Source organism: Streptomyces sp. KL109B (assembly GCF_030766935.1).
GTDB lineage: Bacteria > Actinomycetota > Actinomycetes > Streptomycetales > Streptomycetaceae > Streptomyces.
Genome location: NZ_JASERL010000006.1, coordinates 581,302 through 595,295 on the forward strand (window position 1 = coordinate 581,302; position 13,994 = coordinate 595,295).

A 13,994-nucleotide genomic window follows, 5' to 3' on the forward strand; every position below is an offset into this window, starting at 1 on the left:
AGGAAGCATGCGCAGACGACAGTTCCTCGGCTACGTACTGGCGGCACCAACGCTGGTCGCGGCGGCCGAGCTCGCACCCGCGAAGGAGGCGGCGGCCACCACCGGCGCCGCCTCGTCGAACCTCCCGTCCCTGGACATCACGGAAGTCGTCGACCTCAACGACGCCCTGACCCTCGCCGCCGCGCCGACCTCCGCGCTCATCACGGTGCAGGTCAACAAGGACGGCACGGTGTCCTTCGCGCTGCCGCGCGCGGAGGTCGGGCAGGGCATCACCACGTCGACGGCCATGCTGATCGCCGAGGAGATGGACATCCCGCTCGACCGGGTGCACGTGACACTCGCCGACGCCCGCCCCGAACTCCTCTTCAACCAGCTCACCGGCGGCTCCAACACGACCATCGCCACCTACACCCCGGTGCGGGTGGCGGCGGCCATCGCGCGTGGCCGGCTCCTCGAAGCCGCCGCCATCGAACTGGGCGCCCTCGTCACCGAGTTGAAGCTGAAGGCGGGCGTCGTCCTCGGCCCGGCAGGCAAGGCGATCGGCATCGGTGACCTCGCGGAGAAGGCCGCCGCCGGAAAGACGCAGAGCGCGAAGGCGGAGCTCAAGTCCGCCGACGAGTTCACCGTCATCGGCACCGCCCAGAGCCGCGTCGACGCCCGCGCCGCCGTCACCGGACGCAAGAAGTTCGCGATGGACCTCGACGTACCCGACGCCCTGCCCACCATGGTGTGCCGCGCGCCCACCATCAACGGCAAGCCCCGCTCGGTGGCGAACCTCGACGCGGTGCGCGACATGCCGGGTGTCACGGACGCCGTGGTCGTCTCCACCGGAGTCGCCGTACGGGCCCGCACCTTCGGGCAGTGCATCGACGCCGTACGCGCCCTGGACGTCGACTGGCGTCCCGGCACGGCGGATGGCAAGTCGGACGACACGGTCCTGAAGGAACTGAAGGCCGCCGAACTCCCCATGGGGCTGCCGCCGTTGAGCAAGACGGTGGAGGCGAGCTTCACCTTCCACTTCCGGGGCAACAGCGCCCTGGAGCCCAACTGCGCGATAGCCGACGTCCGTCCGGGCAGGGCGGAGATCTGGGCGGGCCTCAAGTCGCCGATCGTCGCGAAGCAGACGATCGCAGCCCGCCTCGGACTGCCCGTCTCCGCCGTTACCGTGCATGTCACGGAGAGCGGCGGCTCCTTCGGCCGCAAGCTGTTCTGGGACGCGACGGAGGAAGCCGCCGAGATCTCCCAGAAGATGGGCAAGCCCGTCCGCCTCATGTGGCACCGCGCCGACGACGCCCGCCAGGGCCGCGCCCACCCCATGACGACCTCACGTGTGCGGGTCGCCTACGCCGGTGACAAGGTGCTCAGCTACAAGCAGCGGCACACCGGCGTCGCCACCGACCTGAGCATGGGCTTCGGCGAGGCACTCACCTCCGTGGCGGCCAAGCTGCCCGTCGCCGACCTCACGTTCTCCGAGACGTTCTTCCAGCTCACGCAGTCCATGCCGTACGACTTCGGGGTCTACAGCCGACTCCTCAACGAGACGGACAAGGGCTTCAACACCGGCAGCATGCGCAATGTGTACTCGCCCGACGTGACCTGCGCCCGCGAGCTCATCGTCGACCAGCTCGCCGCGAAGATGGGCAAGGACCCGCTCGCGTTCCGCCGCGACATGCTGGACCACGACCGGGCCCGCGCCGTCCTCGACAAGGTCGCCGAGGTCGGCGACTGGGGGCGGGAGCTGCCCGAGGGCATCGCGCAGGGCATCGCCCTGCACACCGAGTACCACTCGGCCAACGCGGTCCTCGTCGAGCTCGACTGCCGCCCCGAGACGGTCAAGCGGCCCATCCGCGACGGTGTCACCGGGCCACGGGTCACCAAGGCGGTGTGCGCCGTCGATGTCGGCCTCGCCGTCAACCCGCGCGGACTCGAAGCCCAGATGATGGGCAGCCTCATGGACGGCATCGCCCAGACCCTGACCTCCAGCCTGCACCTCAAGGACGGCCACTTCCTGGAAGCGAGCTGGGACAACTACGCGTACACCCGGCAGTGGAACACCCCGCCCGAACTCGACATCATCGTCATGCCGAACACGAGCGAAAAGCCGGGCGGGGCAGGGGAGTTGGGGGTCGCCGCGTCCATGGCCGCGGTCGCCTGCGCCTACGGGCGGGCCACCGGCACGATGCCGACGACCTTCCCCATCAACCACGGCACCACCTTCTTCATCCCGAAGCCGACCGTCCCGCCGGTGCCGCAGTCGCCGACGGACGGCCTCAGCCACGCCATCTGACTTGCCCGTACGAATCAGGGAGACTGGAAACCCCGTGCCCAAGCACACTTTTCGCGTCAATGGCGAGCAGGTGACGGTCGACGTGGAGGACGACGTACGCCTCCTGTGGGTGCTGCGCGACATCCTCGGCGTCACAGGCCCGAAGTACGGCTGCGGCATCAACGTCTGCAAGGCCTGCACGAGCCACCTCAACGGCAAGGCCGTCAACCCCTGCTCCATCCCCGTCAAGGAGCTCGCCTCCGACGACGAGGTGACGACCATCGAGGGCCTCGCCGACACCGTCGACGCCGACCTGCACCCCATGCAACAGGCCTGGCTCGACCAGGACGTGGCCCAGTGCGGCTACTGCCAGCCCGGCCAGATCATGGCCGCGGTCGCCGTGGTCCGCCGCGCCAAGGAGGAGGGCCGCGCCATCACCGACGCCGACCTCGACGGCATCCGGAACGTGTGCCGGTGCGGCACGTACTTCCGGATCAGGGAGGCGATCCGGGAAGGGGCGGCGAAGATGTAGCGCCAGGAGAAGAAGGCGGTGGGTCCGCACGGAGCAGACCCACCGCGCGTACGAGGGTGTTCACCAACACGTCGGCGCGCTTGCGGTCGCAGCCGACGACGTACTGCAGGGTGATCCCCTCCATGCCCGCGATGACGAGGCGCGCCAGCGTCTCCGCCTCCGGGAGCGGGCCCTCGCCGGCCCGCTCCGCCGCGGCCGTCAGGATCTCCGTCATCGCCGCCGCGTACGCCTCGTACGCGGCGCCACTCTTTCCCGCCTCGCCGGGCAACCGCAGCCAGTGCAGCACGAGTTCCCACGTCGCGACCTGCTCCTCGGGGTCCTCGCCCATCCGTGCCCAGGCCGCCCGGCAGGCCGCGCCCACCGCGTCCGCGACGCCGACGCAGTCCGCCGTCGCGGACCTGACGGCGCCGATGAAGTCGCCGACGACGTAGTCGTACACGGCCTCCATCAGCTCGTCCTTGCCCGAGAAGCAGTAGTGCAGGCTGGCCAGCGGGGCGCCCGCCTCCTCGGCGATCCGGCGGGTCGTCGCCCCGGACACACCATGCTCGGTCACGACCTTCGTCGTGGCACGGACGAACTGGCGGCGGCGCTCGGCCACCGGTACATGAGCCATGATCCAACCTCTTGACGGTCGACTTGGTCGATTGACATGGTCAACCGACCAACTCAACGTACCAACTCAACGCAGCGCGTGAGAAGGGGAGTTAGGCATGACCGTCATTCAGGACTTCGCGGACGCCGTCACCGTCGCCGACCTGGAGCGCGACCCGTATCCCGTCTACCGAAGGCTGCGCGCCGAGGCGCCCGTCTGTTACGTGCCCGCGGTCGACCTGTGGCTGGTGACCCGGCGGGCCGACGTCGCCGCTGTCGGCAACGACCCGGACACCTTCACCGCCGCCCTGCCCGACGCGCCCGTCAACCGCGCCTTCGGCGAGCCCAACATCCTCACCGCCGCCGGCGCGACACACCGCGAGCTGCGCGGCAGTCTTGAGGGGAAGTACAAGCCGCGCGAAGTCGCCCGCTACATCGACGACTTGGTCGAACCGATCGTGGCCGAGCGGCTGAAGGCGCTGGAGGGGAAGGGAGAGGTCGACCTCCTGGCCGAGTTCTTCGAGCCGGTCTCGGTGCGCGCTCTCGCCGAGGTCCTGGGCATGGGGGAGTTCGACTCGGAAACACTACGGCGCTGGTTCCGGGGCCTTGCCGAGGGAGCCATCAACTTCGAGCACGATCCGGCGCGGCAGGAGGTCTCCGATGCCACTGTGCGGGAGATGCTGGGCGCCGTGGGGCCGCTGCTCGACCGGATGGAGCGCGAGCCGGACGACAGCACCCTCGCCCACATGCTCTGGTCGGGGCGCGAAGGCGACGGCGCGGCGGGGGAACGGGGGCCGCGCGAGCGGTCGGCCGTGCTCCCTTCGCTGCTTGTCATCATCCTCGGTGGCATGCAGGAACCGGGACACGGCGCCGCGTCCACCCTCTACGGGCTGTTGTCGGAGCCTGAGCAACTCGCCGACGTGCTGGCCGATCCGGAGGGGCGGTGCGGGACGGCCGTGGAGGAGGGGATCCGCTGGGTGTCACCCATCGGGACCCAGGCCCGGTTGGTGACTCGGGCGGCCGAACTGGGTGGTGTGCGGCTGCCCGCCGGCGCCAAGGTCAGCGCCGTGCTCGCCTCCGCCAACCGGGACGAGGCGGTGTTCGAGGAGCCGGAGCTGTTCCGGCTCGACCGGCGTTCGCGGCGGAGCATGCCCTTCGGGTTCGGGCCGCACTTCTGCGTCGGGCACGCCTTCGCGCGCTCGCAGATGCGGATCGCGCTGACCCGGCTGCTCGGGCGGTTCCCCGGGCTGCGGCTGCTGCCGGAGCGGCCGGTGGAGTTCCGCGGGTGGGAGTTCAGGGCGCCGACCAGTCTGTGGGTGAACCTCGACGGGCGTGGGTGAGGGCCGGTCCCGCGACGAACCGGGGCGAAGGGGAGTCGAAGGGAGCGGAAAGGGCTTCGAGGGGGAGGGCGGCGCGAGTTTTCCGTGCCGGACCCTTGTCGGGAAGTCGTTTGGGCCCGCATGATCTCCCTGCCGGTCCCGGCGGAGCTGTACGTCCCCGGGGTGCCGCCGCGCCGCGGCACGCCCTGTTCCGCCCCGAACTCCCCCGGCTCTCCCGGCTTCCCGTACGTGAGGAGCGCGACATGGCCGTCGGCCCGATCGCCGAAACCGCCGACCCACCCCGTACCACCGCCGCGGAAGGGGGACGCCTGGGCACCGCGTCGATCGTGTTCTTCGTCGTGGCCGCCTCCGCGCCCCTCACCGTCGCGGCCGGCGGGCTCCCGCAGTCCCTCGCCGTGACCGGCGTGCTCGGGCAACCGCTGATCTACCTGGGGCTCGCCGCCGTCCTGATGGTGTTCGGCTCCGGGTACGCCGCGATGAGCCGCAGGATCAGCGGGGCCGGCGCGTTCTACGCCTACATCGCGGCGGGCCTCGGCCGCGCCGCGGGCACCGGCGCGGCCTTCGTCGCGCTGCTCGCCTACAACGCCATGCAGGTCGGCATCGCCGGGCTCTTCGGCTTCACCACGGCCGACTTCATCCACGCCAAGACCGGCGTCGATGTGCCGTGGTGGGTGATCCTGCTGGTGACCGTGGTCGTCGTCGGAGTCCTCGGCTTTCTGCGGATCGACCTCAACGCGCGCGTCCTGGTGACCCTGCTCAGCATCGAGACACTGACCGTCCTCGTCTTCAACATCGCCGAGATCGTCACCACCCACCAACCGCTCAGCACCGAGCCGTTCACCTGGGGCGCCGCCACCACCGGCGGTGTCGGCTCGGCCGCCTGCTTCGCCATCGCCGGCTTCATGGGCTTCGAGTCCGGTGCCATCTACGGTCAGGAGTGCAAGGACCCGCGGCGTACCGTCCCGCGAGCCACGTACCTCGCGGTCGCGCTCATCGGTGTCTTCTACGCCTTCACCAGCTGGGCCATGGTGGTGGGCACCGGCACCGACAACGCGGTGCCGATGTCCGCGAAGTACGGCCCCGACCTGCTGTTCGTACTCTCCCGCGACAGCCTCGGCGGGCTCTTCGCGGACTTCGCCCACCTGTTCCTCATCACCAGCATGCTGGCCGCACTCATCTCGTTCCACAACGCCGTCGCCCGCTATTTCCAAGTGCTCGGCCAGGACCGCGCCCTGCCCGCACGCCTCGGCCGCACCCATCCGCGCTTCGGCTCCCCGTACATGGGCTCCCTCGCCCAGAGCGCGCTCGCGGCCGTCGTCGTCATCGTCTTCGCCGCCCTCGGCCTCGACCCCGTCGCCACGCTCTTCACCTGGCTGACCAACGTCGGCGCGCTCGGTGTCATCCTGCTGCTCGCCGCCACGTCCTTCGCCGTCGTCGTCCACTTCCGACGGCACGACGCGAGCGGCACCACGCTCTGGTCCCGCGCGATCGCCCCGGTGGTGTCGGGCGTGCTGCTCGCCGTGGTGTTCGTGGCGATCTGGGACAACTTCCCGGTGCTGCTCGGCGCCGAGAGCGATTCGCCGCTGGCGTGGGTGCTGCCGGGTCTCGTGGTCGTGTGCGGTGTGCTGGGAGTCGCGTACGGGCTCGTGCTCAAGGTGCGGCGGCCCGAGGTGTACGCGGTGCTGGCGACCGGGGCGGCGGATCCGGTCGAGACGCGCTGAAGGCGGTTGGTGCCGGGCGGTCGGGTCACTGGGCGGTGTGTACGACTTCTCCCTCTACGAGGGTCATGTCGACCTGGAGCGTGGGGAGTTCGGGCGGCGGCGTGTTCAGGAGTGAGCCGCCGAGCACGCACAGGTCGGCGACCTTGCCGGGCTCAAGGGTGCCCTTCCAGTCCTCCGCGTGGTCCTGCCACGCCGCCGTGGCGGTGCAGGAGCGGACGGCCTCGGCGAGGGAGACACGCTCGGCGGGGCCGACCGGGGACGAGTCGTCGCGGGTGTCGCGGAGCATCGCGGAGGAGAGACCGCGCAGCCAGTCCGGTGCCACACACGGAGCGTCGGAGCCCGTCGTCGTGCGCACACCCGCCGCGAGCGCCGAGCGCAGCGGGAACGCCCGCTCGGCGTGGTCCGCGTCCAGGATCTTCGTGATCATGTCGGAGGCCGGCCAACGGAGTCCGGGGTTCATGCTGGCGCCGATGCCGAGTTCGGCCATGGTGTGCAGCGCGGCAGGGGACGGGAAGTTGCAGTGGATGAGAGAGTGCCGCGCGGCCTCCTCGCGTGGCTGTTCCCGAAGGGCGTCGGCCAGCGCCTCCACGGCCGCCTCGATCGCCCGGTCACCGGTGACGTGGATGCCCGCCTGCAACCCCGCCGCGTGCACCGTACGCACCATCTCGGCCAGCTCCGCCGCCTGTTCGGCCGTGGTGTCACCGTGCAGGCACAGGCCGCCGTGGCCGCTGCCGTCCGCGTAGGTCCGGTTCATCCACGCCGTGCCGTGCGCGGGCACCCCGTCGGCGAAGATCTTGACGCCGAGCAATCGTGGGCGGCGCGGGTCGGCGGACTCCGGCACCCGGAAGTGGGCGCCCCACGCCATCGCGAACATGCCGACCACACACGCCCACCAGGTGCGGCTGCGCAGCATCCCGCGCAACTCCACGCCGGCCATGCCCCGGCCGGGGCGTGGCGCGGGAGCCGTCGCGTACGGGCCGACGCCACCCAGCGTCAGCCACAGCGCGAGCCACACCGCACCGGCGACGGCCAGCACCGCGAACACCGCGCGCCAGCCGTGGTGTTGGGCCACCCACGTCAGCGCCGGCCTCGCCACCATCGCGGAGATGGCACCGGTGCGGCAGCGCTCGGTGGCGCTGCTCACGGGCTTCGGGCTCGGCCAGCTGTCCGCGCTCATCGGCCCGTGGCTGGTCGGCGTCCTCGTCGACGCGGCACCCGACGGCAACACCGGCCTGTACGCGGCGTTCGCGCTCACCGGGGCGCTGCTCCTGGTCGGCGCGGCGGCGATGCTCTTCCTGGCCCGCCCCGACCGGGACACCTGGCCGGCCAGGTGACGGCGGACGCCGCGTCAGCCGACGAGCCGCTCCACCTTCCGTACGACATCCCGGCAGAACGCCCCCACCGCGTGCGGATCGTCCGTGAACTGGGACGGCTTTACGCAGAAGTTGGTGAACCCCTCCGCCCACTGCTCGGGCACGGCCGCGAGTGCCCGGTCCAGGTCGGCGGTCGCGTCGGGGGAGGGGAACACGGCCCGCGTCCCGCCGATGAGCTCCAACTCCCTGATGTCGCGGCCCGCTTCTGCCATGGCGGCGGCCAGCTTCTCCATCTCGCCGGGGGCGGGCCGGCCCAGCGGATTGAAGCCGTGTCCGTGGCGGACGATGCGGCGCAGCAGCGCGCTGTGCAACGTACCGCCGCCGAACCACAGTTGGGGTCCGTTCTCGCGGTACGGGCCCGGCTCCAGGTATGCGTCCTCGAAGCGGTAGAAGTCGCCGTGGAAGGTGGTGGGGCCCGGCTTCCAGAGCTCCGACCACGCCTCCAGATGCTCGTCGAGGAGCTTGCCCCGGTGCTCGAACGGGACTTGGAGCGCCGCGTACTCGTCGCGGCTCCAGCTCACCGTCGGCAGCACCACGAGGCGGCCGTGCGAGAGCAGGTCGAGCGTCGCCAACTCCTTGGCGAGCAGCAGCGGGTGGCGCAGCGGGGCCAGGATCGCGGCGGCCGCGAGCCGGATACGCTCGGTGACCGCGGCGATCGCGGAGAGCAGGACCAGCGAGTTGGGCCACGGGGTGTCCGGCGGCTGATTGCCGGGGAGGGCGTACTCGCGGGGGTTCGGCATGACACCCTTCGCGCCCGAGTCCGGGCCGAGCACGATGTGTTCGCTGAGCATCACCGCGTCGAACCCGGCGTCCTCCGCCTCGCGCGCCCAGCGCACCAGCGCGTCGAGGTCGCAGAGGCCGCCGGTCATCGTCCAGTTCTCGGACAGGACGAGGGTCAGGCGCGGGCGCCGCCCCTGGTCGGGATGGGTCGGCTCAGACAAGGGTGACCTCCACCGGCAGCTTCTTGATGCCGTTGACGAAGTTGGAGCGCACGCGCGGCACGTCGCCCGTCAGGCGGATCGAGGACAGGCGCGGGATCAGCTCCTCGAACATGATGCGGACCTCGGTGCGGGCCAGGAGATTGCCCAGGCACAGGTGCGGGCTGCCCTTGCCGAAGGTGACATGGTCGTTGTCGGCGCGCGTCACATCGAAGTCGTACGGGTTGGTGAACACGGCCTCGTCGCGGTTGCCGGACGCGTACCACATCACCACCTTGTCGCCCTCCTTGACCCGCTTGCCGCCGAGCTCGACGTCCCGGGTCGCCGTGCGGCGGAAGTGGTAGACGGGCGAGGCCCAGCGCAGGAACTCCTCGACCGCCGTCGGGATGAGCGAGGGGTCCTCCTGGAGGCGGGCCAGCTGCTCCGGGTGCTGGAGCAGGGCCAGCATGGAGTGCGTGATGGTGTGTCGCGTCGTCTCGTTGCCCGCCACCACCAGGAGCAGGAAGTAGTTGTCGAAGTCCTGGGAGGAGAGCGGCACTCCGTCGCGCGGCGTCTGGTTCACGAGGCGGGAGACGAGGTCCGTGCCGTCGCCACCGCGCCGCTGCCGCGCCAACTCCCGCCCGTACTCGAAGACTTCGAGCGAGGCGGGGGAGCGGAAGGGGAGGTCGCGGTACTTCTCGCTCTCCTCGCTCTCCAGGAGGACGTCGGCGTAGTCCGGGTCGGTGTTGCCGATGATCCGGTTGCCCCAGTCGATGAGCTGCTGGTTGTCCTCCGGCGGCACGTCGAGGAGACGGGCCAGAACGTTGATGGGGAAGTCCGCCGACACCTCCTTCACGAAGTCGAAGCGGCCCTTCGCGAGCGCCGCGTCGAGCGTCCTCGCGGTCAGGCCGCGCAGGAAGTCCGTGTAGCTGTTGATGACCTTCGCGCCGAACTGCCGCTGCAGCAGGCTGCGCATGGCGCGGTGGCGTACGCCGTCGAGCTCCAGGATCGAGGCCCGCTTCTTGATCTGGTCCTCGTCGACCTCTTCGAGGTTGGTGAACTTGGTGGACGTGAAGGTCTCCGCGTCACGGTCCACGCGGGCGATGTCGGCGTGCCGGGTGACCGCCCAGAAACCGGAGTTGGGGGCCTCCTCGTCCTGCCAGTGCACCGGGTCCTCGTGGCGCAGGGTGTGGAACATCCGCCACGGTGTGACGCCGTCGGTGAAGTTGTCCAGGTCGGCGAGGTTCACGTCGGCGAGCGGCAGCGGCTCGGCGGCGGCGCCCGCGATGGGGGTGAGGGTCATGGTGTGCGGCCTCCGTGGCATCACAGGTGGTAGGCGTACTCGGTGAACTCCCAGTCGGTGACGTGCCGTTGGAAGCGCGCTACCTCGTCGCGCTTGTACGCGAGGTAGGAAGCGGTGAAGTCCTTGCCCAGCACCTCGGTGAGGGCGGTGTCGGCCGCCAGGGCGTCGAGCGCCTCGGGCAGCGTCTGCGGCAGCGGCGCCGACTTGGCGGTGTCGTAGCCGTAGCCCTCCAGCGGCGCGGGCGGCTCGTCGGCGGCCAGCACGCCGAGCAGGGCGGCGGCGAGCGCGCCGGCGATCAGCAGGTACGGGTTGGCGCTCGCGTCGCCGAGACGCAGTTCGAGGCGCGATCCGCTGCCCCGCTCCGGCGGGATGCGGACCATGGCGCTGCGGTTGTCCAGACCCCAGTCGATCAGCCACGGCGCGAGTGTGTCGGGGCCGAACCGCTTGTAGGAGTTGACCGTCGGGTTGGCGAGGGCGGCGAGCGCCGGGGCGTGCGCGAGGATTCCGGCGATGGCGTGCCGGGCCGTGGCGGACAGTCCGTGCGGGCCTGACGGGTCGTCGAAGGTGTTGCCGCCCTCCGTGTCCGTACAGGAGAGGTGCAGATGGAAGCCGGAGCCGCCGACGCCGTTGAACGGCTTGGCCATGAATGTCGCCAACCGGCCTTCCCTGCGCGCCAGTTCCTTGACGGCCGACTTGAACCGGAAGGAGCGGTCGGCGGCGTCCATGGCGGCGGAGTGGGTCAGATTGATCTCGAACTGTCCGCCGTCGAATTCGTGGTTCCCGTTGCTGACACCGATGTCGAGATCGCGCAGGAGGCGGAGGGTGCGGAGCAGGTGGTTGTCGCCGTCCGCGCGCAGGCCCGCCGTGTAGACGACGCCCTCCGCCTCGCTGTAGCGGCGCCAGCTCTGCGGCGATTCGGCGCTCGGCTCGCACAGGAAGTATTCGAGTTCGGGGCCGACGACCGGGCGCAGTCCGTGCTCCGCGCACCGGTCCACGACGGCGCGCAGGAGGTCGCGGGGTGACTCGGGCGCGGGCCCCGCGGTCGCCGGGTCGGTGACATCGCCGAGGCACGTGGCGACGCCCGGCTCCCACGGCAGCGCGGTCAGGGTGTCGAGGTCGGGGCGTACGCAGATGTCGGGCAGGCCCGCGTCGAGACCGCCGGACACATCGACGACATCGCCCTGCGGGCTGGTGTGGTAGACGGCGCGGCAGAAGGCGAGACCGTGGTCGCAGGCCGCGGGAAGGTGGTCGAGGAGGACGTCACGGGCGCGGTCGGTGCCGATGAGATCGGGATACGTCACCCGGACCACGTCGATGCCATCGGATGCCAGTCGCTCCATGTGCTCGCGGACGGGCGGCGGGGTGTCGGTTGAGCTCACCGTTGTCTCCTCTGCGGGAGTGGAGGGGGAGGGGCGGCCTCGAACTGCGCTGTGGCGGCGGGCCGTTCGCTCGTTTGGTTGCAAACGGTATGGAGGCCGGTGCGCATCCCGCAAGGGTTCCGTCCCGGAAATTTATCCAGGTGGATAGGTATTGACCAGGGGGTGCTCGGTTCCTATGTTGTTTGAAGCCAAACGAGCCACTGCGAAGCCCCTCGGTATCAGGAGGATCCGCCATGAAGGTCGTCGTCGACATGAACAAGTGCCAGGACCACGGCCAGTGCGTCTTCGCGGCCCCGGACGTCTTCAGCTTCGACGACGCCGGACGCCTCGCCTACGTCCCCGACCCCGACGACGCGCTCCGCGACGACGTCGAGGAAGCGGCCGACGTGTGCCCGCTCCAGGCCATCCGGATCGAGGGCTGAGCCGGTGACAGCGTCGAGGGCTGAGCCGGCGACCGCCCCGATCGTCGTCGCCGGCGCTTCCATGGCCGGCCTGCGCGCCGCCGAACAACTGCGGGCGGCGGGGTGGCAGGGCCCCGTCACCCTCGTCGGGGACGAGCCCCACATGCCGTACAACCGGCCGCCCCTGTCGAAGGAAGTCCTCGCCGGCAAGGCCCCGTTCGAGTCGCTGGCGTTCCGGCCCCGTGCGGCCGTCGCGGACGTCGAATGGCGCCTGGGAACCAAGGTCGTACGCGCCGACCTCGACCGCCGCGCCGTCGCCCTCGACGACGGCGACACCCTCACGTACAGCGGTCTCGTCGTCGCGACCGGTATGCGCCCGCGCCGCCTGCCCTGCCCGGGACCGTCCGCCGGGCGGCACACCGTACGTACGCTCGACGACGCCCGAGCGCTGCGAAGTGACCTGAGCCGTCCGGGAGTTCGCGTGGTCGTCGTCGGTGCCGGGTTCATCGGGTGCGAGGTGGCGGCGACGGCCGTGGCGCTGGGCGCCGCCGAGGTCACGGTCGTCGATCCGTTGCCGTTGCCGATGGTGGGGCCGCTCGGGGAGCTGCTGGCGCGGGCGTTGCTCGCGCGGCACGAGGAGCGCGGCGTGCGCTTCGCGCTCGGGGCCGGTGTCACCGGGTTCGAGGGAGCGGGCCGGGGTGCTGGTGGCGCGGGGGAGGAGCGGGTCACCGGAGTCGCCCTCGCCGACGGCACCGTGCTGCCCGCCGATGTCGTCGTGGAGTCCGTCGGCTCCGTCGCCAACACGGAGTGGCTCGACAGCAACGGCCTCGACCTTGCCGATGGTGTCCTGACCGATGAGCACCTGCGCGCCGGGGGCCGCCCCGACGTGATCGCCGTCGGTGACGTCGTCCGCTTCCCCAATGCCCGCTACGACGGCGTGCCCCGCCGCGTCGAGCACTGGTCCATCCCGACGGACACCGCGAAGCACGCGGCCAAGGTGCTCGCCGCCCACCTCGACGGCACCGAGGCCCCGGTCGGCCCGTTCGCTCCGCTGCCCACCTTCTGGAGCGACCAGCACGACTTCCGGCTCCAGTCCTTCGGCGCCCCCGCCCTCGGCAAGGACGACGTGCGCGTCCTCGACGGCGACCCCGAAGGGGACGTACTCGCCGGATACCACCACGGCGGACGCCTGGTCGGGGTCGTCGCGCTCGGCGGCAAGGCGGTCGCGGCGGCCGCCGCCAAGTACCGCGCCGAACTGATGAAGCAGCCCGTACTCACCGCGTAAGGAACTCCAAGTGGCCAGTGTCCGTGGATACTTCACCCCCAAGACGGCGACCGGTGACTCCTCGCTGATCCCGTCCCCGCCGTGGCGCTACTCCGGCGATCTGCTCACCGTCGAGTACCGCACCGATCCCGCTCGCGTTCGGGAACTCCTGCCGCAGCCGCTGGAGTTGGCCGACGACGACCCCGGTGCCGTCGCGCTCATCTGGGCCGACTGGCAGTCCTGCTCCACCGACGGGCACGAGCTGCTCGACCCGGTGCTCGCCCAGTACAAGGAGGCCTTCGCGGTCGTCCGGTGTCAGTACAAGGGGCAGGTGTACACACGCTGCGTGTACATCTGGGTCGACAAGGACTTCGCCGTCGCCCGCGGCATCCATCAGGGCTACCCGAAGAAGCTCGGCTCCATCCACCAGACCCGCCCCCACCCCTACGGGCCCGCTCCGCGCATCGAGGCGGGTGCGCGTTTCGGTGCGACGCTGGCTGCCGCCGACCGGCGTCTCGCCCAGGCCGTCGTCACCCTGCGGGAGCCGTCCGAGACGAACGGGTTCGTGAACGGTCACCCGATGGCGCACCATCGCTGGTTGCCCTCCATCGAGAAGGGCAAGGGGCTCGCGCTGGACGAGCTGATCGAGTCCGGGGCGGCGGCCTTCGAGGGCGGTCAACCGTGGGTTGGCGACGCCGAGTTGGAGCTGTTCGAGGCGCCTACGGAGGAGTTGGCGCGGCTTGAGGTGCGGGAGCCGATCGCGGCGTACTACCGGCAGGTGGGGGTCGTGTGGGACGGGGGGCGGCTTCTGGAGTCGGGGACGTCGGGGACGTCGGGGGCGGAGTAGCCCTGAGCGGTCGTCCGTTCCTACCGCCGGGGCTCCGCCCCGGACCCCGCTGCTCGATCG

At 70.9% G+C, this 13,994-nt stretch carries 13 protein-coding genes; 8 read left to right on the top strand and 5 right to left on the bottom strand.

Annotation, left to right across the window (positions count from 1 at the left end):
* Positions 1–7 precede the first annotated feature (7 nt).
* Positions 8–2,287, top strand: coding sequence for a xanthine dehydrogenase family protein molybdopterin-binding subunit (locus RBJ65_RS23365; protein WP_306319105.1), 2,280 nt, complete (start codon positions 8–10; stop codon positions 2,285–2,287).
* Between the two features lie 34 nt (positions 2,288–2,321).
* Complete coding sequence (locus RBJ65_RS23370; RefSeq protein ID WP_306319106.1) at positions 2,322–2,798, top strand: (2Fe-2S)-binding protein; 477 nt, start codon at positions 2,322–2,324, stop codon at positions 2,796–2,798.
* Here the strand turns inward: RBJ65_RS23370 and RBJ65_RS23375 are convergent.
* Entirely contained in the window at positions 2,761–3,411 is a 651-nt protein-coding gene (locus tag RBJ65_RS23375; RefSeq protein WP_306319107.1) for a TetR/AcrR family transcriptional regulator, read from the bottom strand. The two genes, RBJ65_RS23370 and RBJ65_RS23375, sit on opposite strands and share 38 nt — an antisense overlap.
* A 97-nt stretch (positions 3,412–3,508) precedes the next feature.
* On the opposite strand from RBJ65_RS23375, the gene RBJ65_RS23380 reads away from it, so the two are divergent.
* Complete coding sequence (locus RBJ65_RS23380) at positions 3,509–4,729, top strand: cytochrome P450 (protein ID WP_306319108.1); 1,221 nt, start codon at positions 3,509–3,511, stop codon at positions 4,727–4,729.
* A 242-nt stretch (positions 4,730–4,971) separates the two neighbouring features.
* Entirely contained in the window at positions 4,972–6,450 is a 1,479-nt protein-coding gene (locus RBJ65_RS23385; RefSeq protein ID WP_306319109.1) for an APC family permease, read from the top strand.
* A 25-nt stretch (positions 6,451–6,475) separates the two neighbouring features.
* Here RBJ65_RS23385 and RBJ65_RS23390 read toward each other — a convergent pair whose 3' ends face one another.
* Positions 6,476–7,549 (bottom strand): amidohydrolase family protein, encoded by a 1,074-nt coding sequence (locus tag RBJ65_RS23390; RefSeq protein ID WP_306319110.1) that lies wholly within the window; start codon positions 7,547–7,549, stop codon positions 6,476–6,478.
* Positions 7,550–7,556: 7 nt separating this feature from the next.
* On the opposite strand from RBJ65_RS23390, the gene RBJ65_RS23395 reads away from it, so the two are divergent.
* Positions 7,557–7,784 carry a hypothetical protein gene (locus RBJ65_RS23395; protein ID WP_306319111.1) on the top strand — a complete coding sequence of 76 codons (228 nt, stop codon included), beginning with the start codon at positions 7,557–7,559 and terminating at the stop codon, positions 7,782–7,784.
* 14 nt (positions 7,785–7,798) lie between these two features.
* Here RBJ65_RS23395 and RBJ65_RS23400 read toward each other — a convergent pair whose 3' ends face one another.
* From RBJ65_RS23400 to RBJ65_RS23410, 3 genes are all read right to left on the bottom strand, one after another.
* Positions 7,799–8,692, bottom strand: a complete 894-nt coding sequence (locus RBJ65_RS23400) for a TIGR03619 family F420-dependent LLM class oxidoreductase (RefSeq protein WP_372341277.1) — start codon at positions 8,690–8,692, stop codon at positions 7,799–7,801.
* A gap of 64 nt (positions 8,693–8,756) precedes the next feature.
* Positions 8,757–10,043: a cytochrome P450 gene (locus RBJ65_RS23405; protein WP_306319113.1), complete on the bottom strand. Its 1,287-nt coding sequence runs from the start codon at positions 10,041–10,043 to the stop codon at positions 8,757–8,759.
* 20 nt (positions 10,044–10,063) lie between these two features.
* The gene (locus RBJ65_RS23410; RefSeq protein WP_306319114.1) at positions 10,064–11,422 is read right to left on the bottom strand and encodes a glutamine synthetase family protein; all 1,359 of its coding nucleotides are present in this window, start codon (positions 11,420–11,422) and stop codon (positions 10,064–10,066) included.
* 233 nt (positions 11,423–11,655) lie between these two features.
* Between RBJ65_RS23410 and RBJ65_RS23415 the strand changes: the two genes are divergently transcribed.
* The 3 genes from RBJ65_RS23415 to RBJ65_RS23425 are packed head-to-tail and all read left to right on the top strand — an operon-like array spanning position 11,656 to position 13,934.
* Positions 11,656–11,844 (top strand): ferredoxin, encoded by a 189-nt coding sequence (locus RBJ65_RS23415; protein WP_306319115.1) that lies wholly within the window; start codon positions 11,656–11,658, stop codon positions 11,842–11,844.
* A 40-nt stretch (positions 11,845–11,884) separates the two neighbouring features.
* Entirely contained in the window at positions 11,885–13,108 is a 1,224-nt protein-coding gene (locus RBJ65_RS23420) for an NAD(P)/FAD-dependent oxidoreductase (RefSeq protein WP_306319166.1), read from the top strand.
* Between the two features lie 10 nt (positions 13,109–13,118).
* Positions 13,119–13,934: an acetoacetate decarboxylase family protein gene (locus tag RBJ65_RS23425; RefSeq protein WP_306319116.1), complete on the top strand. Its 816-nt coding sequence runs from the start codon at positions 13,119–13,121 to the stop codon at positions 13,932–13,934.
* The last annotated feature ends 60 nt before the right edge of the window (positions 13,935–13,994 follow it).